The sequence below is a fragment of the Shinella sp. GW821-FHT10F02 genome, assembly GCF_058809275.1.
In genome coordinates this window covers 450,395-471,962 of the sequence record NZ_JBXASL010000004.1, presented here as the reverse complement: position 1 = coordinate 471,962, position 21,568 = coordinate 450,395, and the positions used below count along the sequence as shown (strand labels likewise).

General features: G+C 64.5%; 24 protein-coding genes. 4 read left to right on the top strand and 20 right to left on the bottom strand.

The window, feature by feature from the left end; translation table 11 throughout:
* Positions 1-54: 54 nt before the first annotated feature.
* Positions 55-1,113, bottom strand: coding sequence for a M14 family metallopeptidase (locus tag AC1RWL_RS15435; protein ID WP_493095201.1), 1,059 nt, complete (start codon positions 1,111-1,113; stop codon positions 55-57).
* A gap of 136 nt (positions 1,114-1,249) precedes the next feature.
* Between AC1RWL_RS15435 and AC1RWL_RS15430 the strand changes: the two genes are divergently transcribed.
* The 3 genes from AC1RWL_RS15430 (at position 1,250) to AC1RWL_RS15420 (ending at position 3,052) form a co-directional block, all read left to right on the top strand.
* Positions 1,250-1,810, top strand: coding sequence for a methylated-DNA--[protein]-cysteine S-methyltransferase (locus AC1RWL_RS15430; RefSeq protein WP_493095200.1), 561 nt, complete (start codon positions 1,250-1,252; stop codon positions 1,808-1,810).
* 60 nt (positions 1,811-1,870) lie between these two features.
* Positions 1,871-2,449 (top strand): TetR/AcrR family transcriptional regulator, encoded by a 579-nt coding sequence (locus tag AC1RWL_RS15425; RefSeq protein ID WP_493095199.1) that lies wholly within the window; start codon positions 1,871-1,873, stop codon positions 2,447-2,449.
* A gap of 108 nt (positions 2,450-2,557) precedes the next feature.
* Positions 2,558-3,052, top strand: a complete 495-nt coding sequence (locus AC1RWL_RS15420; protein WP_493095316.1) for a hypothetical protein — start codon at positions 2,558-2,560, stop codon at positions 3,050-3,052.
* A gap of 20 nt (positions 3,053-3,072) precedes the next feature.
* Here the strand turns inward: AC1RWL_RS15420 and guaA are convergent, their stop codons facing one another.
* From guaA to AC1RWL_RS15355, 13 genes are all read right to left on the bottom strand, one after another.
* Positions 3,073-4,635: a glutamine-hydrolyzing GMP synthase gene (gene guaA, locus AC1RWL_RS15415; protein WP_256118168.1), complete on the bottom strand. Its 1,563-nt coding sequence runs from the start codon at positions 4,633-4,635 to the stop codon at positions 3,073-3,075.
* Positions 4,636-4,688: 53 nt separating this feature from the next.
* The gene (locus AC1RWL_RS15410; protein WP_493095198.1) at positions 4,689-5,333 is read right to left on the bottom strand and encodes a 5'-methylthioadenosine/S-adenosylhomocysteine nucleosidase; all 645 of its coding nucleotides are present in this window, start codon (positions 5,331-5,333) and stop codon (positions 4,689-4,691) included.
* Positions 5,330-5,779, bottom strand: coding sequence for a PaaI family thioesterase (locus tag AC1RWL_RS15405; protein WP_256118165.1), 450 nt, complete (start codon positions 5,777-5,779; stop codon positions 5,330-5,332). The genes AC1RWL_RS15410 and AC1RWL_RS15405 overlap by 4 nt, the downstream gene beginning before the upstream one ends.
* 83 nt (positions 5,780-5,862) lie before the next feature.
* Positions 5,863-6,321, bottom strand: coding sequence for a TspO/MBR family protein (locus AC1RWL_RS15400; RefSeq protein WP_493095197.1), 459 nt, complete (start codon positions 6,319-6,321; stop codon positions 5,863-5,865).
* Positions 6,322-6,366: 45 nt separating this feature from the next.
* Positions 6,367-7,464: a DUF1513 domain-containing protein gene (locus tag AC1RWL_RS15395; RefSeq protein ID WP_493095196.1), complete on the bottom strand. Its 1,098-nt coding sequence runs from the start codon at positions 7,462-7,464 to the stop codon at positions 6,367-6,369.
* Positions 7,464-8,591 carry an imelysin family protein gene (locus AC1RWL_RS15390; RefSeq protein ID WP_493095195.1) on the bottom strand — a complete coding sequence of 376 codons (1,128 nt, stop codon included), beginning with the start codon at positions 8,589-8,591 and terminating at the stop codon, positions 7,464-7,466. The genes AC1RWL_RS15395 and AC1RWL_RS15390 overlap by 1 nt, the downstream gene beginning before the upstream one ends.
* The gene (locus AC1RWL_RS15385) at positions 8,591-10,126 is read right to left on the bottom strand and encodes a di-heme oxidoreductase family protein (RefSeq protein ID WP_493095194.1); all 1,536 of its coding nucleotides are present in this window, start codon (positions 10,124-10,126) and stop codon (positions 8,591-8,593) included. The genes AC1RWL_RS15390 and AC1RWL_RS15385 overlap by 1 nt, the downstream gene beginning before the upstream one ends.
* Positions 10,127-10,169: 43 nt before the next feature.
* Positions 10,170-11,447 carry an imelysin family protein gene (locus AC1RWL_RS15380; protein WP_493095193.1) on the bottom strand — a complete coding sequence of 426 codons (1,278 nt, stop codon included), beginning with the start codon at positions 11,445-11,447 and terminating at the stop codon, positions 10,170-10,172.
* Positions 11,448-11,673: 226 nt separating this feature from the next.
* Positions 11,674-12,963 carry an RsmB/NOP family class I SAM-dependent RNA methyltransferase gene (locus AC1RWL_RS15375; protein WP_493095192.1) on the bottom strand — a complete coding sequence of 430 codons (1,290 nt, stop codon included), beginning with the start codon at positions 12,961-12,963 and terminating at the stop codon, positions 11,674-11,676.
* A 177-nt stretch (positions 12,964-13,140) separates the two neighbouring features.
* Positions 13,141-13,503, bottom strand: a complete 363-nt coding sequence (locus AC1RWL_RS15370) for a septal ring lytic transglycosylase RlpA family protein (RefSeq protein WP_256118157.1) — start codon at positions 13,501-13,503, stop codon at positions 13,141-13,143.
* Between the two features lie 360 nt (positions 13,504-13,863).
* On the bottom strand, positions 13,864-14,739 hold the full coding sequence (locus tag AC1RWL_RS15365; RefSeq protein ID WP_493095191.1) for an NAD-dependent epimerase/dehydratase family protein: 876 nt from the start codon (positions 14,737-14,739) through the stop codon (positions 13,864-13,866).
* Complete coding sequence (gene queG, locus AC1RWL_RS15360; RefSeq protein ID WP_493095190.1) at positions 14,736-15,881, bottom strand: tRNA epoxyqueuosine(34) reductase QueG; 1,146 nt, start codon at positions 15,879-15,881, stop codon at positions 14,736-14,738. The genes AC1RWL_RS15365 and queG overlap by 4 nt, the downstream gene beginning before the upstream one ends.
* A gap of 10 nt (positions 15,882-15,891) precedes the next feature.
* Positions 15,892-16,584 carry a glutathione S-transferase family protein gene (locus AC1RWL_RS15355; RefSeq protein ID WP_493095189.1) on the bottom strand — a complete coding sequence of 231 codons (693 nt, stop codon included), beginning with the start codon at positions 16,582-16,584 and terminating at the stop codon, positions 15,892-15,894.
* Positions 16,585-16,772: 188 nt separating this feature from the next.
* On the opposite strand from AC1RWL_RS15355, the gene AC1RWL_RS15350 reads away from it, so the two are divergent.
* Entirely contained in the window at positions 16,773-17,579 is an 807-nt protein-coding gene (locus tag AC1RWL_RS15350) for an undecaprenyl-diphosphate phosphatase (RefSeq protein WP_493095188.1), read from the top strand.
* Positions 17,580-17,617: 38 nt separating this feature from the next.
* On the opposite strand, the gene AC1RWL_RS15345 is transcribed toward AC1RWL_RS15350, so the two are convergent.
* The 6 genes from AC1RWL_RS15345 to pmtA form a co-directional block, all read right to left on the bottom strand.
* Complete coding sequence (locus tag AC1RWL_RS15345; protein WP_493158400.1) at positions 17,618-17,815, bottom strand: hypothetical protein; 198 nt, start codon at positions 17,813-17,815, stop codon at positions 17,618-17,620.
* A 204-nt stretch (positions 17,816-18,019) separates the two neighbouring features.
* Positions 18,020-19,000: a complex I NDUFA9 subunit family protein gene (locus AC1RWL_RS15340; RefSeq protein WP_493095187.1), complete on the bottom strand. Its 981-nt coding sequence runs from the start codon at positions 18,998-19,000 to the stop codon at positions 18,020-18,022.
* A gap of 109 nt (positions 19,001-19,109) precedes the next feature.
* Entirely contained in the window at positions 19,110-19,397 is a 288-nt protein-coding gene (locus tag AC1RWL_RS15335) for a DUF1330 domain-containing protein (protein WP_256118149.1), read from the bottom strand.
* A 17-nt stretch (positions 19,398-19,414) separates the two neighbouring features.
* Entirely contained in the window at positions 19,415-20,113 is a 699-nt protein-coding gene (pyrF, locus tag AC1RWL_RS15330) for an orotidine-5'-phosphate decarboxylase (RefSeq protein WP_493095186.1), read from the bottom strand.
* 2 nt (positions 20,114-20,115) lie between these two features.
* On the bottom strand, positions 20,116-20,697 hold the full coding sequence (locus AC1RWL_RS15325) for a histidine phosphatase family protein (RefSeq protein ID WP_493095185.1): 582 nt from the start codon (positions 20,695-20,697) through the stop codon (positions 20,116-20,118).
* Between the two features lie 9 nt (positions 20,698-20,706).
* Entirely contained in the window at positions 20,707-21,309 is a 603-nt protein-coding gene (pmtA, locus tag AC1RWL_RS15320) for a phospholipid N-methyltransferase PmtA (protein WP_256118144.1), read from the bottom strand.
* Between the last annotated feature and the right edge of the window lie 259 nt (positions 21,310-21,568).

Here is a 21,568-nt window from a genome sequence, read left to right as displayed (position 1 = left end):
GCTTCGGATGATGCGAATGCGAGGGGTAACGGACCCCATTTGGAAGATTATCGCTCAGTCCTCCAGCGTGCCCGGCTTGCGATCCTTCCGGGTCGCCTCGTGGCAGGCGATCTTCATCAGGTCCTCGCCGCGGCGCGCATAGCGCGCGGAGGTGCGGGTGGCGATTAGCCCATCATGGCCCGCCTTCACGGGAAGCGTACCATCCGGCTCGCCGGGGCGCATGATCAGCGTCGCCAGCAGGTCGCCGGCCTTCACCGTGTCGCCGATGTCGCGGTGGAAGAGCACGGTGCCCGGCTCGGGCGCCCGCACCATCTCGATATTGTCGAGCGAAATGGCCGGGCCGGCGTAATCCTTAGCCCGGTAAGCGGGATCGGACACGACGCCGCGGCCGGCGAGGAACTGCCAAAGGCCTGCCGCATCCGCCTTCGCCATCTCCGGATAGACGTCGCGCCTGCCGCGCAGTTCGACCGTCACCGCAAGACGGCCAGGCACGGTTTTCAGCTTGTCGCCGCCCTGGTGCTTGAAGGCATGGCCGACCGCTTCCTCGAAGGCGCTGCTTTCACCGTCGGAAAGAAATACGGCCTGCATGTCGAGCGCGGCGGCAAGGTCGGCCGCTTCCGGCCAGAAGGCGTCGTCGATATAGGCATATTGCAGGGATTCGTCGTCGCAATGGAGGTCGATCACGAGATCCGCGCCGAGTGCCGTGTGCAGGAGTGTGCGCTTCAGCCGGTCGGCGGCGCTGCGGCGGTCGAGATTTTCCAGCAGCGTCTCGCGCTCCGCAAGCGCGACCAGCGGAAAGTCGCGATTGAAATTGGTGCGCGAGCCAAGCTCGAACCGGCCCTGCATCTCGCCAAAATGCGACTGCGCAAGACCGATCGGGTTCGCCTGCGGGATCACGGTCATGTCGCCGAGGATCGCGCCGCCGGCTTCCGCCTTGCGCAGCGTCTCCAACAGAAAGTGCGCGAGCGCCGTGCCCGGCAGCTCGTTGGCATGCAGCGCCGCCTGGATGTAGACGGACGGCGCCTTGGCGTCGCTGCCCTTGAAGCGGAAGACGGGCAGGCGCCATTCGATGCCCGCGGTATCGCCGCCGATGATGATCTCCGAATGCTCCACGTCGTTTCCTCGCTGATATATTTTGCGACGGTTTATGCGAATTGGCGGCGGATCACGCAAGTCCCGGCAAGAAACGGGTTGAAAGCGGCCGGGCAAAGCCCGATCTTGTGACAAAACGGGAACGGAGGAGCCGATCATGCCCGGCAAGACCCATTTTCTGATCTTCGACACCGAGGGCGGCCCCTGCGGCATCGCCTGGACCGCTGCCGGCGTCGTGCGCTTCCAGCTGCCCGGCGACGATGCGGCCACAACCCGCCGCCTCTTGCTGCGCCACCTGCCCGAGGCGGAAGCCGCCGAACCGCCTCCGGCCATCGCCGAGACGGTCGCGGCCGTCAAACGCTACTTCGCCGGCGAGCAGGCGGATTTTTCCAAGGTCCCGCTCGACCTCGACGGCCAGAGCGCGTTCTTCCGCGCGATCTACGATGCCGCGCGCCGGGTGCACTGGGGCGAGACGACGACCTACGGCACGATCGCCCGCGACCTTGGCGCCGGCCCGGAAATGGCGCGCGAGGTCGGCCAAGCCATGGCGAAAAACCCCGTCGCCCTCATCATCCCCTGCCACCGCGTGCTCGCCGCGGGCGGCAAGGTCGGCGGCTTCTCCGCCCCCGGCGGTGCCTCCTCCAAGCTGAAGATGCTGGCACTGGAAGGCATTTCCTTCGAGCAACCCGAACCTGCGCAGCAATCGTTTGGGTTTTGAGCAAAGCAGTTCGAAATCATCCATCTTGACGAACTGCCTACTAGTTGGTAGGCTTGCGGTATGGGAAACGTATCGACCAAAGCCGAAGACATTGTCAGCTGCGCCCGCGCCCTGATTATCAAGGGTGGCTACAACAGCTTCAGTTATGCCGATATTTCCAGCGTGGTCGGCATTCGCAAGGCGAGCATTCACCATCATTTTCCCGCAAAATCGGATCTCGTCCGCACCGTCGTCAAACAGTACCGGGAGGAGGGTGAAGCGGGGATCGCCGCACTGGAACGCAATGTTCTCGATCCGCTCGATCAACTTCGTGCCTATGTCGGCTACTGGGAGGCATGTATCGCGGATGCATCGCACCCGTTCTGCGCCTGCGCTCTGCTGGCCAGTGAAATCCAGGTTCTTCCCGAAGAGGTCGCGCTCGAAGTGCGCGGGCATTTTCGAACGCTCTCGGAGTGGCTCACATCCGTCCTGGAGCGCGGGCTGGCGGAGGGCCGTTTCGCCCCGATCGGGACCGCCAGGGAAAACGCCGAAATGCTCATGGCCACCGTGCATGGCGCCATGCTTTCGGCGCGCGCCTATGGCGACCCTGCAATTTTTGGCGTGATAACAAAGCCGTTGCTGAAGCGCATCGCAGTTTAACCCGGAGCTTCGCCGACGGATGCCTACGCGCCCTAACAACCTATCAACTAGTAGATAGTTTTCTTTCGCAAAGCTCACATCGTCCACTTGACGAGAAAGGTCATGTCCATGTTCGGAATTTCCACCCTTGGCTGGGTCCACACGATCGGCAGCCTGCCAGCCATCCCCGCCGCCCTTTACATGATCGCACGGCATGGCCGTATCGTTCCGAGGTCCGCATTGGGTACTCTCTATTTTGTGTCCATGCTGATCGGTGCTGCGACCGTGTTTCTCGTTGCCCATCAGCCGGTCAGCTATGGCATCGGCATTGCGACGATCCTGTTCCTGCTGGCAGGTTATGGCGCCGAACGCGTTCTGCGGCCGTCACCCGCAGCCAGATATGTTGAAATCATCTGTCTGACGCTGAGCGTCTTTCTTCTGATGCTGCCGACCGTCACGGAGATCCTGCGCCGCGTTCCGGACGGCCACCCGCTGGTCACCGACCTGAAATCGCCGCTGCTTCTCGGAGCCCAGGGCGCGCTGCTGGCGCTTCTGATCGTCGGCTTGACCGCCCAGATCCTCTATCTGCGTAGGGCAGGCCAAGACCGCGCGAAACGGTCATAGTATCGCGCAGCCTGCCGCAGTCATTCCCACTCGATCGTGCCGGGCGGCTTGCTCGTCACGTCGTAGACGACGCGGTTGATGCCGCGGACTTCATTGATGATGCGGGTGGCGGCGCGGCCGAGGAAGTTCATGTCGTAGTGGTAGAAGTCGGCGGTCATGCCGTCGACGGAGGTGACGGCGCGCAGCGCACAGACGAATTCGTAGGTGCGGCCGTCGCCCATCACGCCGACGGTCTGGACCGGCAGCAGTACCGCGAAGGCCTGCCAGATCTTGTCGTAGAGGCCGGCCTTGCGGATCTCGTCGAGATAGATCGCGTCGGCCTCGCGGAGAATTTCCAGCTTGTCGCGGGTGATGCCGCCGGGGCAGCGGATGGCAAGGCCCGGACCCGGGAAGGGGTGGCGGCCGATGAATGAGTCCGGCAGGCCGAGTTCGCGGCCGAGCACGCGCACTTCGTCCTTGAAGAGCTCACGCAGCGGCTCCACCAGCTTCATGTTCATGCGGTCGGGCAGGCCGCCGACATTGTGGTGCGACTTGATGGTGACCGAGGGGCCGCCGGTGAAGGAGACGCTTTCGATGACATCCGGATAGAGCGTGCCCTGGGCGAGGAATTCCGCGCCGCCGAGTTTTTTGGCCTCGTCCTCGAACACTTCGATGAACAGGCGGCCGATGATCTTGCGCTTGGTTTCCGGGTCGGAGACGCCTTCCAGCTCGCCGACGAAACGATCGACGGCATCGACATGGATGAGGTGCAGGTTGTAGTGCTCGCGGAACATGGCGACGACGTCGGCCGCCTCGTTCTTGCGCATCAGGCCATGGTCGACGAGGATGCAGGTGAGCTGCGCGCCGACCGCCTCATGGATGAGGAGCGCCGCGACGGAACTGTCGACACCGCCAGACAGGGCGCAGATGACGCGCTTGTCGCCGACCTGCTCGCGGATGGCTTCCACGGCGCGCGCGCGGTAGGCCGACATCGACCAGTCGCCCTTGATACCGGCAATCTTGTGCACGAAGTTGGAGAGCAGCTTGGCGCCATCCGGCGTGTGCACCACTTCCGGGTGGAACATGGTCGTGTAGTAGCGCTTCGCCTCGTTGACGCAGATGGCGAAGGGGGCGTTTTCCGAGGTGCCGATGATCTCGAAGCCTTCGGGCGCGACGGTGACGCGGTCGCCATGGCTCATCCAGACCGGATATTTTTGGCCGACCTCCCAGAAACCGTCGAACAGCGGGCTACTTTTAAGGATCTCGACGTCTGCGCGGCCGAATTCGCGGGCGTGGCCGCCCTCGACGGTGCCGCCGAGCTGGGTCGCGAGCGTCTGCTGGCCATAGCAGATGCCGAGGATCGGGAGGCCCGAATCGAAGGCGATCTGCGGTGCGCGGGGGCTGCCCTGGTCCAGAACCGAGGCGGGTCCGCCGGAGAAGATGATCGCCTTCGGCTGCATGCGGTGGAAGGCTTCTTCCGCCGACTGGAAGGGGATGATCTCGCAATAGACGCCTGCTTCGCGCACGCGCCGCCCGATGAGCTGGGTCACCTGGCTGCCGAAATCGATGATGAGAACGCTGTCGGGATGAGCTGTCTGGGTCATGGCGAGCCTTTAATGAAAAACCTCGCGCCGCGCAACCGGGGACGGCCGGATTTTCAGCCGTTGCGAACGATCGTGCCGCTGGCGATGGCCGCTTCCAGAATGTCGACGGCGGCGGCGAGCCTCTCGTCGATCACATGCAGGTACTCCGTCCAGTCGCCGATATGGGTGAGCTCGGCCTTGCCGTCGGAAATGCCGCGCAGCCCGATCAGCCGCACGCCAAAAGCCTGGCAGGCGCGCAGTTCGGCAAAGGTCTCCATCTCCACCATGTCCGCATCGATATCGGCATAGGCGGCGCCGGAGACGATGTTGGCGCCGGTCGAAAGCCGGGCTTCCGGGATGCCGGGAATGCGGACGGGCAGTTTCACTTCCACCGGCAGGTCGAGGAAGGGCGTGGCACCCCTGGTGAAGCCGAGCGGCGAGGCATCCATGTCGCGGTAGGAGACCGATATCGCCTGGTAAACGCCGGTTTGCTCCAGCGTCGCCGATCCGGCGGAGCCGAGCGAGACGACGAAATCGGGCAGCTGCGCCTCGGATTCCAGATGACTGAGCGCCAATGTCAGCTGCACGGCGGCCTCCACGGGGCCGACGCCGGTCATGAAGGGCGTGATGCGGGCTTTCAGGTGCGGGCCGTATTCGGCATCCACGGCCATGACATAGAGGATGCGGTGGCTAACGACGGTCTTGAGAGTGACGCTCATTCGGCGATGTCCTGCCGGCCGCGCACCACCATCATCGTGCCCGTCATAGAGGCGATGAGCTTTGCCGGCCCGTCGGAGATGGCATAGCCGCGTCCGTCGGCGACGATGATGTTGGAGCCCGGCTTGGTGACCTCGCCGCGGAACAGGAAACGCTCGCCACGCCCCGGCGACATCAAATTGACTTTGAACTCGATCGTCAGGATCGAGGCATCGGCATCGATCACCGAATAGGCGGCATAGCCGCAGGCGGCGTCGAGGGCGGCGGAGATGATGCCGGCATGGAGGAAACCGTGCTGCTGCGTCAGCTTCTCGTCGAAGGGCAGCTCGATCTCCACCGTGCCGTGCTCGACGCGGGTCAGCTCGGCGCCGATCAGCGCCATCGCGGGCTGGCGCGCAAAACTTCGGGTGATGCGGCCGGCGAAATCGGCCGGCGGGAAATCGGTCATGGTGCACACATGTCTGCCGGCGCGCCGGCCTGGAACGAGGGTGGCCGACGTTTGCATGGCGCTTGCTGCACTGCAAGCGTCTTTCAGTTCAGCGCGAGAATTGCCGCGTTGAGCGCCGTCGCGAAGGCGACCCAGGCGAGATAGGGCAGGAAGAGCAGCGCCGCCGTGCGGTCCTGCCGCCAGGAGACCACGATGAAGCCCGCGACGGAGACCAGCAGGCCGAGGATGATGATCATCGCCGACATCGGATCCTGAAGGCCGAAGAAGGCGGGCGACCAGGCGAAGTTGAAGACGAGTTGCGCAAACCACAGGCGCATCGCGATCGATCGGCGAAGGGGCGACAGCCAGGTGCGCGCGCCGACCACGCCGATGATGACGTAGAGGATGCTCCAGACGGGTGCAAAAACCCAGTTCGGCGGGTTGAACGCGGGTTTTGCCAGCGACTGATACCAGTCGCCAGGCACGTTGTTGGCGCCGATAATAAGGCCGCCGCCGAGGACGAGGATGATGAAGGCGAGATAGACGAGGGGCTTGTTGTTCATGCGCCTGGAACTAGCGCGCCGCGCGCGGCCGTCCAGGGGGTGCGGTCATCGGCGCAGGCTGGCGATGTGCTGGTCCCAGGCGATGTCCCCGCGGCGTTCGGCAAAGCGCCCGTCATAGGAGGAGACGGCAAACCCGTGCGGTGCGGCCGCGATGCCGGCGGCATCCGCGACGGCCTCTTCGCGCAGCACGCCACCCGTCTTCGCGTCGAGCACGACGAAGCGCCCGCCGTTCGGCGAAGTCAGGCCGACGAGGTTTTCGCGGCGGTTGACGGCGATGGCGCCGACATAGTTGGCAAGCCCGATGGTGGTTTCCTCGGGGAGCGAGAGGAAGCGCAGGTCCTCGCCCTTGCCGAAAGAGCCGACGAGCGGCGGCAAATCGTTGCGCGGGCCTTCATATTGGCAGGCGAACCAGATGCGGCCCCTGTCGTCGAGGTCGATATGGCGCGTGGAAAGCTGGCGGAGTTTTTCCGGCAGCGTGTGACGCTCGATGAGCGCGCCGGTCGCGGCATCGATGAGCGCCAGCGACGGCTCCATATGGTCGAGATTGAGCTTGGTGCGGCCGAAATCCGGATGGGTCTCGATGCCGCCATTGGCGGCGATCAGCATCCGGCCGTCATCGCTGACGGAAAGATCGTGCGTGCCGATACCGTAGGTCGAATATTCGCCGATGCGGCGGTAGTTTTCGCGGGCGTCGTAGAGGCCGATGACGCCGCGGTTGGCGTCGAAATCGTTCTCGCTGGCATAGAGCAGCTGGCCATCCGGCGAGAAGCAGCCATGGCCGAAGAAATGCCGGTCCTCGGCGGCGGCGATCGTCACGGGCGCGGCCTTGCCGCTTTGGTCGATCACCAGCGCGAAGGTGCCGGGCCGGCGCGCGAAGGCGACGAGATGGCCTGTGGCGGGCGAAAAGGCCATGCCGTGGCTTCGGGCCGGCAGCGGCGTCCTGTCGATGATCGACCCGTCTTCCGCAAGCACGGCAATGCCGAAACTGCCGTCGCGATCCCGGTAGCCGGAGGCGAAGACGGCGTCGGTGCGTGACAGCGCAAAGGACTGGCGGGCACCGAGTGACGCGACCCAGGCAGCCCCCGCCATGCGCAGGAAGCTGCGCCGGTCGAGAAGCGCACTATGGACGCCGGCGCCCCGCATCAGTCGCCGTCCGAGAAGGAGAAGCCGGAGCCAAGGCCGATGGCGCCGCCATAGCCGGCGTCGAGGCGCAGGATCAGGTCGCGCGTGTTGACGAGGAGGAAGTTGATCTTCTGCTGCTCCTCAGGCGTCGAGACGGCCTTTTCCACGTCCGAATCGACCATCGGCGCGATGTGGCCGAGCGATTTCAGCACGAAGTCGATATTCTCGTTGATCGACGCGAAATTCGGATCGACCAGCTCCCGCATGCCGGACGTGTCGAACAGAACTTGCAGGCCTTCGATATTGGCGGAAATAGACGTCCAGGTGTTGCCGGAGCGCCAGAACACCGCCGATTTCGGCCGCGCGATGCCGCCATTGCGGTAGAAGGTCTCGATTCGTTGGTCGCGCACCGCCTCCGCGCCATGGACGAGAATGCCGAGCAGCGCGGTGATTGCTTCCCGTCCGGTGCGGAAGACGGGGTTTTGCGGCCCGGGGTGTTTCCAGTCGTCCTGCACGCCGTCCGGCGCATCCCAGGCCGCCACGAGTTGGCCGGCCGTCGTCTCGATATGGGTGGCGACGGCGGCGGCGTAGCGGCAGCGGAAGCCGTCCGGCTTGTCCATCAGCGTTTCGGCGCCCGTGCCGTAGAGCGCGAATTCGATCGCGCCAAAACCCTGGATCGCCACGCTCTTGCCGCCCATCGTCGCGGCGTCGGTGTCCTTCTCCTCCTGCTTCTGGAGCAGCGCTTGCACCTGTTTCAGGCCGGTGCCCTTGCGGTCCGGGTAGAACAGGATGCGCTCGAAGCGGTTGTCGTCGATTACCGGGCCGATGCGCACGATCTCGATATGCCCCCAGTCGGTGACCGCTTGGCGGAACGCGTCGTCGACGGCCTTGCGGCTGGCGTCGGACGGTGCCTTGCAGAAGGCGCCGGTCGCCTCCGCCAGCTTGCCGGCAGACGCCTGGAAAGTGCGATAGCCGGGGCGGATGACGTCATCGACGGCGCGCGTCATGATGCCGGTGACGATCTGTTCCGTCAGCTCCGGCGGCACGGGGGTGCTGCTCTCCTGAGCGAAGGCCGGCGGGCTCGCCGAAAGCATCAGGCCAGCGGCAATGAGGGAGGCAAAACGGAAGGGGTGGCGCCGGGTCTGCATCAGAGGCTCTCCAGGAAGGTCAGAAGGGCGTCGCGGTCTTGTTTTTCCAGCGTGGTGAAGCGGTCGCGCGCCGCCTTTGCCTCGCCGCCGTGCCAGAGGATGGCCTCGGTGAGGTTGCGGGCGCGCCCGTCATGCAGGAAGAACGTATGGCCGTTGACGGTTTTTGTAAGGCCGATGCCCCAGAGCGGGGGCGTGCGCCACTCCCGGCCGGTCGCAACCCCAACCGCCTGTCCATCGGCAAGGCCTTCGCCCATGTCGTGCAGCAGGAAATCGGAATAGGGCCAGATAAGCTGGAAGGCATGGGCCTTGTTTGCGGCATCGCGCCGCGTCACGAATTTCGGTTGATGACAGCTGGTGCAGCCGGTCTCGTAGAACACGCGTTTTCCCGCAAGCGTCTCGGCGAAACTCGCCTTGCGCCGCGCCGGCACGGCAAGATTTTCCGCGTAGAAGGTCACGAGGTCCATGATCGGCGGCGGCGCCTCCACATCGCCGAGCCGCGCCTGCACGCCATTCGGGCGCTCCAGGCAGGCGGCTTCCGCGGCCATGCAGTCCCCCTGGTGCAGTGGCACTTCGGGCGTCGAGATGCCGATATCGTGGGCGAAGGCGTCGGCGCTCTGCTGGCGCACGGAGGCGGACTGCGCCTTCCAGCCGAAGCGGCCGAGCGTCTTTTTGCCGGTCTTCGGGTCGATCGCGACGGCCGCCTTGCCGCTGATGCCGTCCTCGTCCGCATCGTCCGGGTCGGCAAGCGCCAGGATATCCGCCTCGTGGATCGCCTGGACGAGGCCGAGGCCGAGCATCGGCTGGGTGACGCGCGGCGAGAGCGTCGTCGTCCTGCCGAGGTCGCCATAGGCGAGATCGGCGACGGAATAGGTCGGCCGGCGCAGCATCACGACTTCGCCGCCGGCCAGCGTCACCGCTTCCTCGGTATAGTCGATCACCATGCGGCCTTCGGCCTTCAGGCCGGGAACGGCGAGGTCCTGCAACTGGCGGCCATAGACCGGGTCCGGCAGGCTCATCTCGCTGAAATCTTTGAGCGCCGCCTCTTCCTCCGGCGTCACCGCGGCACGGGCCAGGCGCAGGAACATCGAGGTCGCGTCATCAGCGCCCTCCGGCGGATGGCCCCGGCCGTCCTTGATGTGGCAGGATTGGCAGGAACGCGCATTGTAGAACGGCCCAAGCCCATCGGAGGCCTGCGTGGAGGAGGGCGAGGACACCCAGAGTTTCTGGAACAGCGCATTGCCGAGCTTAAACGTCTCTTCCTCGGCAAAGCTGATGTTTTCCGAAAAATGCGAAAAGCTGTTCAGGTTGACCGAGGCAAGCGAGGTCGCAGCACCCCCGGACATCGCCTCGTACTGTTCGGCGGCGGAAAAATCCGTGGTGAGCCGCGTCACGGCAGCGACGCGCTTGCGGTCCTTTGCCGAGAGGTCGTCCCGGCCCTGGCCGGCAGAATAGGCCTTCCCAAGAACAAAAACGCCCGCCACGACGGAGACCGCGGCAAAAACCGCGAGCAGGCGACGGGCGGGGCGTTCTGTCATTGCGAAATCGGGCCGCTATCGCGAAGATGCGGCCCGCCTTCTATCATTGGAAGACAGCGTTAGGATTATCCAGGCTGTCGGAGCCTTCAAGCTCGATCTTGCCGATATCGAGCGACGCAATGACGCGCTCGATCGTCTTGGTCTGGTCGATCAGGCTGTCGACGGCGGTCTGCACCACCTTGTTGCCCTCGGCATTGCCTTCGCCGATCATCTGGTCATAGGCCTCGCCGCCTTCGGCACGGTCCACCAGCGCCTTGAAGGCCGCATGGCTCGCATCGAGCTTGCCCTTCATCTCGGTGTCGAGCGCGGCGTCCTTTTCCGCGACCAGTTCCGAGAGCGACGGGCCGGTCAGCTTCGAGCCGTCCGCACGAGTATATTCGCCCGTATAGACGGTCTGGATGCCGACGACGTCGTAGTAATGCGAGTTGTGCGTGTTGTCGGAGAAGCAATCGTGCTCTTCTTCCGGATCGTGCAGCAGTAGGCCGAGCTTCATGCGCTCGCCGGCAAGTTCGCCGTAGGAGAGCGAGCCCATGCCGGTCAGCATGGCGGTGATGCCCGCCTTCGGGTCGGCGGTCACGTTCTTCGTGGCGTCGCCTTCCGGCGCCCAGGCGGCGACCATCTCTTCGAGATCGGTGACGAGCAGCGACGAGGCGGCCTTCAGGTAGGCGCCGCGGCGGTCGCAATTGCCGTTGGTGCAATTGGCCTTGTCGTAGTCCGAAGCCTGGCGGTTGCCCGCACCCTTGCCGGTGCCGTTCAGGTCCTGGCCCCACAGCAGGAATTCGATGGCGTGGTAGCCGGTGGCGACGTTCGCCTCGACTTCGCCCGCCTCGTGCAGTTCCTGCAGCACGGCCGGGGTGATCGTGGTGGCGTCGATCGTCTTGCCGCCGATTTCGAGCTTCGGATTGGCGATGACATTGCCGACGAACAGCGCGTTCTCGTCGCTTTCCGTGCCGTAGCTCGGGTCGACATAGTCGATCAGGCCTTCATCGAGCGGCCAGGCATTGACCTTGCCTTCCCAGTCGTCGACGAGCGGGTTACCGAAGCGGTAGGCTTCCGTCTGCTGGTAGGGCACGCGGGACTTCAGCCACGCTTCGCGCGCAGCCTTCAGCGTCTCGTCGTTCGGCGTGGCGATGAGCGCGTCGACCGCCGCGTCGAGCGCCTCGGCGGCCGCCAGCGAGTCGGAATATTTGGCATGGGCAATTTCAGCATAGTGCTTGACGATCGCAGCCGGATCGGCCGCCGCATGGGCGGTGCCGATGGCAAGGCTCGACGTCGCGGCAGCGAGCACAAAGGCAGCCGCGCGAAGGAAGGAAGTGGTCATGACGTCTCCTGGTGTCCTGTTCGATGTGTCCCCCGACACCGGACGTGGCGGTGCGCCTCCCTTGGCGACCGTCGCCCGGATGGCCCGGCAGGCAGGCCGGACCCGGGTTTATTCAGGCGTTATTGTCATGGACCAAATAAAAACTGGTGTCAAAGTGTATAGTTTAGAACGGTTTCAAGCTGTTCCACACATTTGACAGAGCGCAAGAGGTGCGACGCCGCAGCCGTCAGGCCCGGCGGCCCATGGCGCAGAAGAAGAAGCCGTCCGTATCGGTGGACGCGGGCGTCAGCGTCACCGTCTTCTTGTCCGTCGACCAGGGCTGCGGCTTGTCGGTGCCGAACAGATCCTGCCAGGCCTTGGCGGCCGAAAGGATCTCGAATTCCGGGTTGTTCTCGCAGAAAGCGTGGACCTGGTTCTCGTTTTCCTGCGGCAGGATCGAACAGGTGACGTAGAGCAGCGAACCGCCGGGACGCACATAGGCGCTGGCATTGGCAAGCGCTTCCTGCTGCTGGCCGAGGCGTTCTTCGAGGTTCTTTTCGGTGAGGCGCCACTTGGTGTCCGGCCGCCGGCGCCAGGTGCCGGTGCCGGTGCAGGGGGCGTCAACCAGCACCCGGTCGAAGCGGCCGGTGAGGGCGGTAAGGCTCGTGATGTCCTGGTGGACCTGGACATTGCGGGTGCCGGCACGCTTCAGCCGCTCGATGATCGGGGCGAGGCGCTTGCGGTCGGTGTCGTAGGCGTGCACCTGGCCCTTGTTGTTCATTGCGGCCGCCATGGCGAGCGTCTTGCCGCCACCGCCGGCGCAGAAATCGAGCACCTGCTCGCCCTCCTGCGGCAGCACGAGATCAGCGACGATCTGCGAGCCTTCGTCCTGCACCTCGAACCAGCCCTTCTGGAAGGCGAGGTCGGCGGTGACGTTCGGCAGGCGCGACGGGCCTTCGCCGGCCGGAATGCGGATGCCCTGGCGGGCGATGGGGGAGGCGACGGCGGCGTTGCGCTCCAGTGCCTTCAGCACCTTGTCGCGGCCCGCCTTCAGCGTGTTGGCGCGCAGGTCCAGCGTCGGGCGTCCGGCAAGCGCCTTGGCCTCGTCCAGCCATTTGTCGGAAAAGTTTTCCTCGAAGGAGGGCTGAATCCATTCCGGGATGTCGCCCTGCACATGCGGTGCGGCTTCGTCGAGGTTGCGGGCGCGGAAGGCGGCAAGCTTCTCTTCAGACAGCAGCTCCGGGGCAAACCGGTCGCCGTCGAGTTCGGCGGCGATGGCCTCGGGCGTCAGGCCCCATTGGCGCAGCAGCACGGCGTGGCCAAGGGCGGTGGGGCTGTCGTCTTCCATCAGATAGGCGTGCGACAGTTTCATGCGCAACGCGTCGTACACGATGTTGCCGATCGCGGCACGGTCGCCGGAGCCGGCGAAACGATGGGAGAGACCCCAGTCCTTGAGCGCATCGGCGACGGGGCGCCGCCGCGTCTCGATATCCGTCAGAACCTCGATGGCTCCGGAAAGCCGCCCACCCAATCGCATACGTTTACTCCGTTTTGCGTCGTGGTAGCGGCGGAACGCGCCGAGGGCAAGCCGGCGCGGTGAGATTAGAGTTTGTCAGGGAAAAGTGGGAACCGGTTTTCCCGGAAAGACAAACGAAAACAAAGAAACCTGGAGTTTGTCTGATTCAGAATGAACCAGACGGACTCCAGCGCCTGATCAGCCGATGACCTCGTAACAGATCTTGGCGTGGCCGGAGCGGATCATGCCGATGTTGGAGGCGGCGGCCTTGGACAGATCGAGCACGCGGCCGCGGATGAACGGGCCACGATCGTTGATGCGCACCACGACGCTCTTGCCGTTGTTCGCGTTGGTGACCTTCACCTTGGTGCCGAAGCGCAGGCTGCGATGCGCGGCCGTCATGAGGCTGGGGTTCATACGCTCACCGGAGGCCGTGCGCGAGTGCAGCGCATACCACGAGGCGCGGCCGCAACCGGCTGCCTGAGCATCGGTGAATGTAACGAAGGTGGAGGAGGCGGCGACGAGGGAGGCAAGAGCCACACTGGAGAGTTTGAGCACCATGTTCGGATGACCTTCCGGGCGAGTTGTGAATTTCCGCTGCTATGCTTGCCCTATGAGGAAGCAAAAGTGGCGAAAACGTGCCTCAACCGGCCGCAATTCTGTCAAAGCCCGCGCAGCTATACAGTCCATCGCCCGCGATGGATTTTTAATCTTCGTTAAGATGACAGGAAAAGTTCTTCGGAATCAGTCGTTAAACTGGATCGACTGTAAAGCTGGAATGGCCATGCGGCATTCGTGCAAATTTTCGGAAAAAACTTTCAATATTAGCAATCGCTGCGCATGAATCTGGCGGCGAAATTGGGGCAGATAAATTTATGGTTGTATAAAAGCGCAAAAGCCAAGGCTACCGGCACGCCGCCCTCAGCCCCGCCAGCGCCCGGAAGACCACAGGTCGGCGAGCGATTGACGGTAGTTCGGGAAGCGGAATTCGAAGCCGGCAGCACGCAGCTTTGCGTTCGAAACGCGCTTGTTCTCTCCGTAGAAAGACCGTGCCATGGGGGAAAGTTCCGCCGTCTCGAACGGAATATCCGGCGGCACCGGCAGGCCCATCAGCCGGGCGGCCTCGGCAACCACGTCCTGCGGCGGGCCGGGCTCGTGGTCGGTGATGTTCCAGACACCGCCCAGGCGCTTCTCCGCAAGGAACAGCGCCGAGCGGCCGATGTCTTCCACACGAATGCGATTGAACACCTGGTCCGGCTTGATGAGGCGGCGGGCGGTGCCGTCTTCCATGTTGCGCAGCGCATTGCGTCCCGGCCCGTAGATGCCGGAAAGACGAAGCACGGCGACGGGCAGGCCGGAGGCCTTGCCGAAGTCGAGCCAGTGGTTCTCCGCCTCGACCCGTTCCACCGAACGAGCGGATACCGGGTTCAGCACCGTCTCCTCGTCCACCCAGGCGCCCTTGTGGTCGCCGTAGACGCCGACGGTGGAAAGATAGCCGGCCCATTCGAGCTTCGGCATCAGGACAGACAGCGCGGGGCTTCCGGCGCGAAACAGCGGATCGCCATCCTTGCCGGGCGCAATCGACTGCACGACATGGGTGGCGCGCGACATGTCCGCAGCAAGCGCTTCCGAGATCGTACCGCCATCATAAAGAAGAGGCTCGATCCCGAGCGCGCGCAGGCTCTCCGCTTTTTCGGAGGAGCGCGTCGTGCCGGAAACGGAAAAGCCGGCATCGCGAAAAACGTCGCCGATGGCCTTGCCGGAAAAACCGGCGCCGAGGATCAGGAGATGCGTCATCGACAGTCCGCCTTCGCTCTTTCATATTCCGCGCGCACATCCGCGTCCGCGTCGTCCGCCCTTCCTGCCGCAAATTCTTCGAATTCGCCAGCGGTCATCAGCCTGGAGAGCGCCCATGCGGCCATGCCGCGCACCACGGGTGCGGCATCGTCGGCAAGCAGGATACATCGGTCGATCAGGCCGCGGTCGCCGGAATTGCCGGCGGCGATCAGCACGTTGCGCACGAAGCGGTCGCGGCCGATGCGCTTGACGGGCGAGCCGGAGAAATGCGTGCGAAAGCCGGGATCATCGAGCGTCAGCAGGTCGGCAATCGCCGGCGCCTTCAGCTCCTCGCGCGCCTTGAGCTTCATTTCGGAGGAGCTGGCGGCGAACTTGTTCCAGGGGCAGGCGGCCAGGCAATCGTCGCAGCCATAGATGCGGTTACCGATTTTTTCGCGGAATTCGGGCTCGATCGGGCCTTTGTGTTCGATGGTGAGGTAGGAAATGCAGCGCCGCGCATCGATCTTGTAGGGGGCCGGAAAGGCATCCGTCGGGCAGGCGTCGAGGCAGGCGCGGCAGGAGCCGCAATGGTCGCGCTCCGGCTCGTCGCGGAAGAGGTCGGCGGTGGTGAACAGACTGCCGAGGAAGAGCCAGGAGCCGTGCGTGCGGCTGACGAGGTTGGTGTGCTTGCCCTGCCAGCCAAGCCCGGCAGCGGCGGCCAGAGGCTTTTCCATCACCGGCGCCGTATCGACGAAGACCTTGACATCCGCCCCGCCGCGCGCGGCAAACCGCGTCGCCACTTCCTTGAGCTTGCCTTTGATGATGTCGTGATAGTCGCGGTTCTGCGCATAGACGGAGATCGCCGCCCGGTCCGGCATGGCGAGCACGTCGCGCGGATCGTGCTCCGGGCCGTAATTCATGCCGAAGAGGATGACGGAGCGCACGTCGCTCCACAGCACACGCGGATCGGCGCGGCGGGCTTCCGTCTCTGCCATCCACTCCATGGTACCGTGATAGCCGGCGGCGAGAAAATCGGCGAGCCGGGCCGGCGCCTGCGGAATGGAATCCGGGCCGGTGATGCGACAGAGATCGAAGCCCTTGGCGGCGGCCTCCGCCTTGACGAAATCGGTCAGGCGGCGCCGGATCCTCTCGTCGCCCGACATGTGTCCGTCCTCAGAAATCCAGGTCCGCGTAGTGCGAGACCGGCGTGACGCCGCGCACGCGCTCGGCCAGCAGCGGGCGGAAGGAGGGGCGGGATTTCAGCCGCTGATACCAGTCCTTGGCCTGCGGTGCATCCGCCCAGTTGATCTCCCCCATATAGTCGAGCACCGAGATCATCGCGGCGGCGGCGATGTCGGCATAGCTGAGGCGGTCGCCGGCGAGATAGGTGCGCGAGCCGGCAAGCCAGGAGAGATACTTCATGTGCTGGCGAATATTGGCGCGCGAATTGCGCAGGATCTTGCTGTCCGGCGGGCCACCGCCCTGGTCCGGCGTCATCTGCAGTTTGAAGACACGCTCTCGCACCAGCGGGCGCGTCACGTCCTGCTCCATCTTCTGCAGGAACCATTCGGTCAGCCGGCGGATTTCAGCGCGCTGAAAAGGGTCTTCGGCGAGCAGCCGGCGATCGCGCTTCAGCACGCCGTGGGTCTCGTCGAGATATTCGGAAATGATGCTCGCGCCACAGAGCGCCCGCATGCTGTCGTCGACGTAGACGGGCAGCGTTCCGGCCGGGTTGAGGGCCAGGAAATCGCGTCGGTTTTCCCACGGCGCCTCTTCGGCAAGCTCCGTCTGGAAGCCGTATTCGGCCAGAATCAGGCGGACGAAGCGCGAGGCGGAAGACATCGGGTGATGATAGAGTGTGGGCATGAACGCTGCTTTTACTCGTCTTGCGGAAGGGGCGATGCCGGGCCTGCCGCTTCACGCGGACCTGATTTGGCGACGGCTGATTTGACGAACCTATAGAAATTTGGTGGTACAAACACAAGCGAATCGGGCTTTTTGCCGTAAGGCCGCTTCGTTTTCATGCTTTCCTTTCCCAGCATCAAGGAACTTTCATGGCAGACCAATCGATTGTCAGCGCCCTCATTCTCGGTCTCATCGAGGGCCTGACCGAATTCATCCCGGTGTCCTCCACCGCCCATATCCTGCTTGCCGGGCACTTCCTCGGCTTCAAGTCGCCGGGCAACAGTTTTGCCGTCCTCATCCAGCTCGGCGCCATCCTGGCGATCCTGTCCGTCTATGCGGCCAAGCTGTTGCGCATCGCCTTCGATCTGCCATCGCGCCCGGAGGCGCGCCGCTTCGTCCTCAGCGTGCTGTTGGCCTTCCTGCCGGCGGCCGTCATCGGCGCCATCGCGCATGATTTCATCAAGACGGTGCTTTTCGAGACGCCGATGCTGATCTGCATCGTGCTGATTATCGGCGGCGTCATCCTCTATGTGGTCGATCGCCTGCCGCTGACGCCCCGTTATACGGATGCAATGACCTACCCGCCGTCGCTCGCCTTCAAGATCGGCCTGTGCCAGTGCCTGGCGATGATCCCCGGCACCTCGCGCTCGGGCGCGACGATCGCCGGCGCCCTGCTGCTCGGCACCGACAAGCGCTCGGCGGCGGAGTTCTCGTTCTTCCTCGCCATGCCGACCATGGTCGGTGCCTTCACGCTCGATCTCTACAAGAACCGCGATGCGCTGTCCTCGGATGACCTCGTGGTGATCGGGGTGGGCTTCGCGGCCGCTTTCGTCGCGGGCCTCTTCGTCGTGCGCAAGCTGCTCGACTTCGTCTCTCGCCGCGGCTTCACGCTGTTCGCCATCTGGCGCATAGTCGTGGGCACGCTTGGCCTGATCGGCCTTCTGGTCTTCGGCTGAAGATGTGGGTTTCGGCCGGTCCTTCGATCGGCCGAAGCTTACTTGACCGATGCGGTCGTGCAGGGGTCGACGCCGTAGGCCGGCGAACAGCCGTGCTTGCCGGCAGACACCGTTCCCGGCGCGGCAAAGGATCCGGCCACGATGATCAGAGCCGAAAATCCGAAGAAGATTGCAATTGCCTTGCCCATGGGCCGGGAGCCTCTCAAAGTCCTGAAAATACGCCGCAGAACTGTCATCAGTACGACGCGACGGGGGCGGTGTTTATTCGCTGGTCCGACGACAATCAATATCGCGTCATGCTGAATCACGGGTAAATGCCACGCAGCTTTTTTTAACCGCTGCATAAGTGCAACAGAGTGCTCAAAGCGCTTTCGAAAAAGAACCGGCCGCCGCGGGGTTTTCCCTCGCGGCGGCCGGTTTTCATTGCGGCGATGGATGCGTCAGGCCGTCTTGTCGATCTTGGTGAACTGGCCCTGCTGGCGGTAGCGCACGAGATAGCTCGGCAGGATCGCCTCGACGAGGGTCGGCTGGATGCCGATGGCCTCAAGGGTGCGGCCTTCGCTGCGGGCCGCTTCGGAGACGATGGTGTCGGAGCGCAGCAGCGTCACCTGGTCGGACGTCAGCGGCGGCGCGATGAAGGGCACCAGCGAGGCGACGGAGCCGATCAGCGAGGCGATGCCGAAGGGCAGCGACACGAGCGGGTTCTTGCGGTCGACCACGCGCAGCATCAGCTCAAGACACTGGCGGAAGGTCAGCACTTCCGGGCCGCCGAGTTCGTAGATGCGGCCGCGTTCGATCGTGCCGTCCACCGAGCGGGCGACGGCTTCGGCGACGTCGGCGACATAGACCGGCTGGAACTTCGTGTGGCCGCCGCCGATCAGCGGCAGGACCGGCGCATAACGCGCCATGGTGGCGAACTTGTTGAAGAAGCCGTCCTCCGGCCCGAAGATGATGGAAGGGCGCAGGATGACCGCATCCGGCACCGTGCGCAGCACGGCCGCTTCACCGCGGCCCTTGGTGCGACCGTAGGAGGATTCCGACTTCTCGTTGGCGCCGATCGCGGAAATGTGGGTGAGCTTGGCACCGGCGGCCCGGGCGGCCTCGGCCACGGCGCGGGCACCAAAATCCTGGACGGCGTCGAAGGTGTTGCGGCCGGCCTCGAAGAGCACGCCGACACAGTTGATGACGTGGTCGGAGCCTTCGACGGCGCGGTCGACGGACTGGCGGTAGCGCAGGTTCGCCTGGACGAAGGAGATCTGGCCGACGCCGCCGATCGGCTGCAGGAAGCCGGCGAGGTCCGGGCGGCGGACCGCCACGCGGATGCGGTAGCCGCGGCGCGCCAGCGCGCGCACCACATGACGCCCGACGAAGCCCGAGCCGCCGAAGACGGTGACGAGCGGCGGAAGGTTGGACAAGGTCATGCGGGCAGCTCCTGAAGAGTAGGAAAGGTGGGTAGGGCCTACATAGCCCAAAGCGCCGGCAAGGTGAAGCGCGGCGAAGCGTCTCTCCTGCCGGGGTTTTCGCGGTAACTCAGATGCCTTCGACGACCACCATTTCCGCATCCGCCACTTCCTGGCGGATGGCGGCGGCGATCTGGTATTCCGGCGAGTTGTAACAGTCGACGGCGGCTTGCAGCGAGGGGAACTCGATGATCACGTTGCGGGCGCGAACATCGCCTTCGAGACGCTCGAACGCACCGCCGCGGGCGATGAAATTCGCGCCGTATTTTTCGAAGGCCGGCTTGGCGGCGGCGACATAGTCCTTGTAGCGCTCGGTATCGCGCACATCGACCCGTGCAATCCAGTAGCCCTTCGGCATGTCTCTCTCCCTTGGTTTCAGGCTTTCAGCGCGCCGTCCATCTCGGCGAGGATCGCCTTCGTGGCGGCAAGCGGGTCTGCGGCGTTGACGATGGGCCGGGCGACGACGAGGTGGCTGGAGCCGGCCTTCAGCGCATCGGCCGGCGTCATCACGCGCTTCTGGTCGCCGAGCTCCGCGCCCGCCGGGCGGATGCCGGGCGTGACGATCGCCATGTCGGCGCCGACGATTTTGCGCACGGCGTTTGCCTCCTCGGCCGAGCAGACGACCCCGCCCATGCCGGCGATGCGCGCCTGTTCGGCGCGGCGCAGCACCAGCGTGTGCGGATCATATTCATAGCCGGCGTCGATGACGTCCTTGGCATCCATGGAGGTGAGCACGGTGACGCCGAGCAGGCAGAGGTCGGATCCCCTGGCGGCGGAAACCGCGGCGGCCATGGCCTTCGGATAGGCATGCAGGGTGAGCATGGACATGCCCATCTTGACGATGTTTTCCACGCCCTTGGCCACCGTGTTGTCGATGTCGAGCAGCTTCATGTCGAGAAAGACCTTCTTGCCGTCCTTGGCAAGGTCGCGGGCGAATTCGAGGCCGCCGGCGAAGACCAGCTGGTAGCCGATCTTGTAGAAGAGGGCGGTGTTGCCAAGGGTACGAACCACCTTTTCCGCCTCCGCGATGGTTGGAACATCGAGGCCAACGATCAGGCGGTCGCGCGCGGACATGGTCAAAACCCTTTCCAAGATTCGATTGGCGTCCAGTCGCATGTGACAGCGCGGTCTGCAAGCCGGAAAGCGAAAAGATTGCCGCCCCCGCCCGGCTGGTCGCCGTCACGACGGATCGGCGTGCCGTTCAGGTAGCACTTCAGCAGCGTGCCGACCCCGCCATGGCCAACGAAGGCGATAGGGACGGTCCGGTCGTGGCTGGCCAGCACCTGCTCGACGGCGGCAACGATGCGCGCCTGCGCATCCACCGCCCGCTCCCAGCCGCGAAAACTCGTCTCCGGATGGGCGAAGAATTCATCCGCGGCTGCCTCGAAGGCAGGAGGCGGCAGAAAACCCGTGGTGGAGCGGTCGTTCTCGCCCATGGCATGGTCGGTCTCGACCGGGACGCGGCCGCCGGCAAGAATGTCCGCCGTTTCGATCGCCTTGCGCTCGGTGCTCGCGACGAAGCGGCCGATCTGCCGCGCCCAGCCGGCCTCAGCCGCAAGCAAGGCCCGCTCGCGGCCGCGCTCCGAAAGCCCCCAGTCGGGCACGGGCACGGCCGGGTCGATCAGCACTTGCGGATGGGTAATATAGAGCGCGAACATCGCCGCCGCTCAGTGCGTGCGGCGATAGGTCCACAGCTGTGCCGGCGGGATGTTGCGCACGACGAAGTCGAGATGGCTGATCTGGTAGCGGTCCGGCATGGCGATGACGGGGGAGAGCGGACCGTAGGAGATCTGCACGACGGGGCGGCCGACGGGAATGCGCGTCAGCAGGTCCTCGATCATCGAGACGCGCTTGTGCATCGGGAAATTCAGCAGCGGCACGGCGGAAACAACGCTGTCGAAGGTCGTCTCCCGCAGGTCGCCGAGCGTCTTGTCGAGATCGAAGGCATCGCCGTTGATGAAGTTGACGCCATGGAAGCGCTCGACGAGATGATTGTAGAAATCCGTGGAGAATTCGACCGAGGTCAGCTTTTCCGGGGCAAGGCCGGTGCCGAGGATCGCCTTGGTGATGACGCCTGTGCCGGGACCGAGTTCCAGCACGGGAAGGCCGGAGGCGGGGTTGACGACGCTCGCCATGCGGCGCGCGGTGATGGAGGAGGTGGGGATGATCGAGCCGACCGCCCGCGTATTGCTCATCCAGCCCTTGAAGAAGCGAATCTCGTCGTCGAATTTCTTGCCGAGCCGTTCCTTGACCTTCACACGCAGCGTCATGCCGTCCCCCTTCATGGTATCGCTTTCCGGTCGGCGGCGGGCGTCATTCCCGTCCGCGCATTCGACCATGGCGAATATGTGACGCGGTTTGCGTCAAAAACAAGTCTGATTGCGCCGTCGCCCGCAAATTTCTAAAGCAATTCCAGCAAAGGTGCGTAGCGGTTTTGCGTCCGGAATTGCGTAAAAACAAAGGGGGCGGCGTTGCCAAGTAAAAAAGAACCCGCCGGATAGCCGGCGGGTTCCGTGAACGGTTTCCCGA

Excerpts from the sequence above, each read along its gene's own strand:
- AC1RWL_RS15430 (WP_493095200.1), top strand. The coding sequence starts at position 1,250 with ATGCCCGGCAAGACCCATTTTCTGATCTTCGACACCGAGGGCGGCCCC.
- AC1RWL_RS15425 (WP_493095199.1), top strand. The coding sequence starts at position 1,871 with ATGGGAAACGTATCGACCAAAGCCGAAGACATTGTCAGCTGCGCCCGC.
- AC1RWL_RS15420 (WP_493095316.1), top strand. The coding sequence starts at position 2,558 with ATGTTCGGAATTTCCACCCTTGGCTGGGTCCACACGATCGGCAGCCTG.
- guaA (WP_256118168.1), bottom strand. The coding sequence starts at position 4,635 with ATGACCCAGACAGCTCATCCCGACAGCGTTCTCATCATCGATTTCGGC.
- AC1RWL_RS15410 (WP_493095198.1), bottom strand. The coding sequence starts at position 5,333 with ATGAGCGTCACTCTCAAGACCGTCGTTAGCCACCGCATCCTCTATGTC.
- AC1RWL_RS15405 (WP_256118165.1), bottom strand. The coding sequence starts at position 5,779 with ATGACCGATTTCCCGCCGGCCGATTTCGCCGGCCGCATCACCCGAAGT.
- AC1RWL_RS15400 (WP_493095197.1), bottom strand. The coding sequence starts at position 6,321 with ATGAACAACAAGCCCCTCGTCTATCTCGCCTTCATCATCCTCGTCCTC.
- AC1RWL_RS15395 (WP_493095196.1), bottom strand. The coding sequence starts at position 7,464 with ATGCGGGGCGCCGGCGTCCATAGTGCGCTTCTCGACCGGCGCAGCTTC.
- AC1RWL_RS15390 (WP_493095195.1), bottom strand. The coding sequence starts at position 8,591 with ATGCAGACCCGGCGCCACCCCTTCCGTTTTGCCTCCCTCATTGCCGCT.
- AC1RWL_RS15385 (WP_493095194.1), bottom strand. The coding sequence starts at position 10,126 with ATGACAGAACGCCCCGCCCGTCGCCTGCTCGCGGTTTTTGCCGCGGTC.
- AC1RWL_RS15380 (WP_493095193.1), bottom strand. The coding sequence starts at position 11,447 with ATGACCACTTCCTTCCTTCGCGCGGCTGCCTTTGTGCTCGCTGCCGCG.
- AC1RWL_RS15375 (WP_493095192.1), bottom strand. The coding sequence starts at position 12,963 with ATGCGATTGGGTGGGCGGCTTTCCGGAGCCATCGAGGTTCTGACGGAT.
- AC1RWL_RS15370 (WP_256118157.1), bottom strand. The coding sequence starts at position 13,503 with ATGGTGCTCAAACTCTCCAGTGTGGCTCTTGCCTCCCTCGTCGCCGCC.
- AC1RWL_RS15365 (WP_493095191.1), bottom strand. The coding sequence starts at position 14,739 with ATGACGCATCTCCTGATCCTCGGCGCCGGTTTTTCCGGCAAGGCCATC.
- queG (WP_493095190.1), bottom strand. The coding sequence starts at position 15,881 with ATGTCGGGCGACGAGAGGATCCGGCGCCGCCTGACCGATTTCGTCAAG.
- AC1RWL_RS15355 (WP_493095189.1), bottom strand. The coding sequence starts at position 16,584 with ATGCCCACACTCTATCATCACCCGATGTCTTCCGCCTCGCGCTTCGTC.
- AC1RWL_RS15350 (WP_493095188.1), top strand. The coding sequence starts at position 16,773 with ATGGCAGACCAATCGATTGTCAGCGCCCTCATTCTCGGTCTCATCGAG.
- AC1RWL_RS15345 (WP_493158400.1), bottom strand. The coding sequence starts at position 17,815 with ATGACAGTTCTGCGGCGTATTTTCAGGACTTTGAGAGGCTCCCGGCCC.
- AC1RWL_RS15340 (WP_493095187.1), bottom strand. The coding sequence starts at position 19,000 with ATGACCTTGTCCAACCTTCCGCCGCTCGTCACCGTCTTCGGCGGCTCG.
- AC1RWL_RS15335 (WP_256118149.1), bottom strand. The coding sequence starts at position 19,397 with ATGCCGAAGGGCTACTGGATTGCACGGGTCGATGTGCGCGATACCGAG.
- pyrF (WP_493095186.1), bottom strand. The coding sequence starts at position 20,113 with ATGTCCGCGCGCGACCGCCTGATCGTTGGCCTCGATGTTCCAACCATC.
- AC1RWL_RS15325 (WP_493095185.1), bottom strand. The coding sequence starts at position 20,697 with ATGTTCGCGCTCTATATTACCCATCCGCAAGTGCTGATCGACCCGGCC.
- pmtA (WP_256118144.1), bottom strand. The coding sequence starts at position 21,309 with ATGACGCTGCGTGTGAAGGTCAAGGAACGGCTCGGCAAGAAATTCGAC.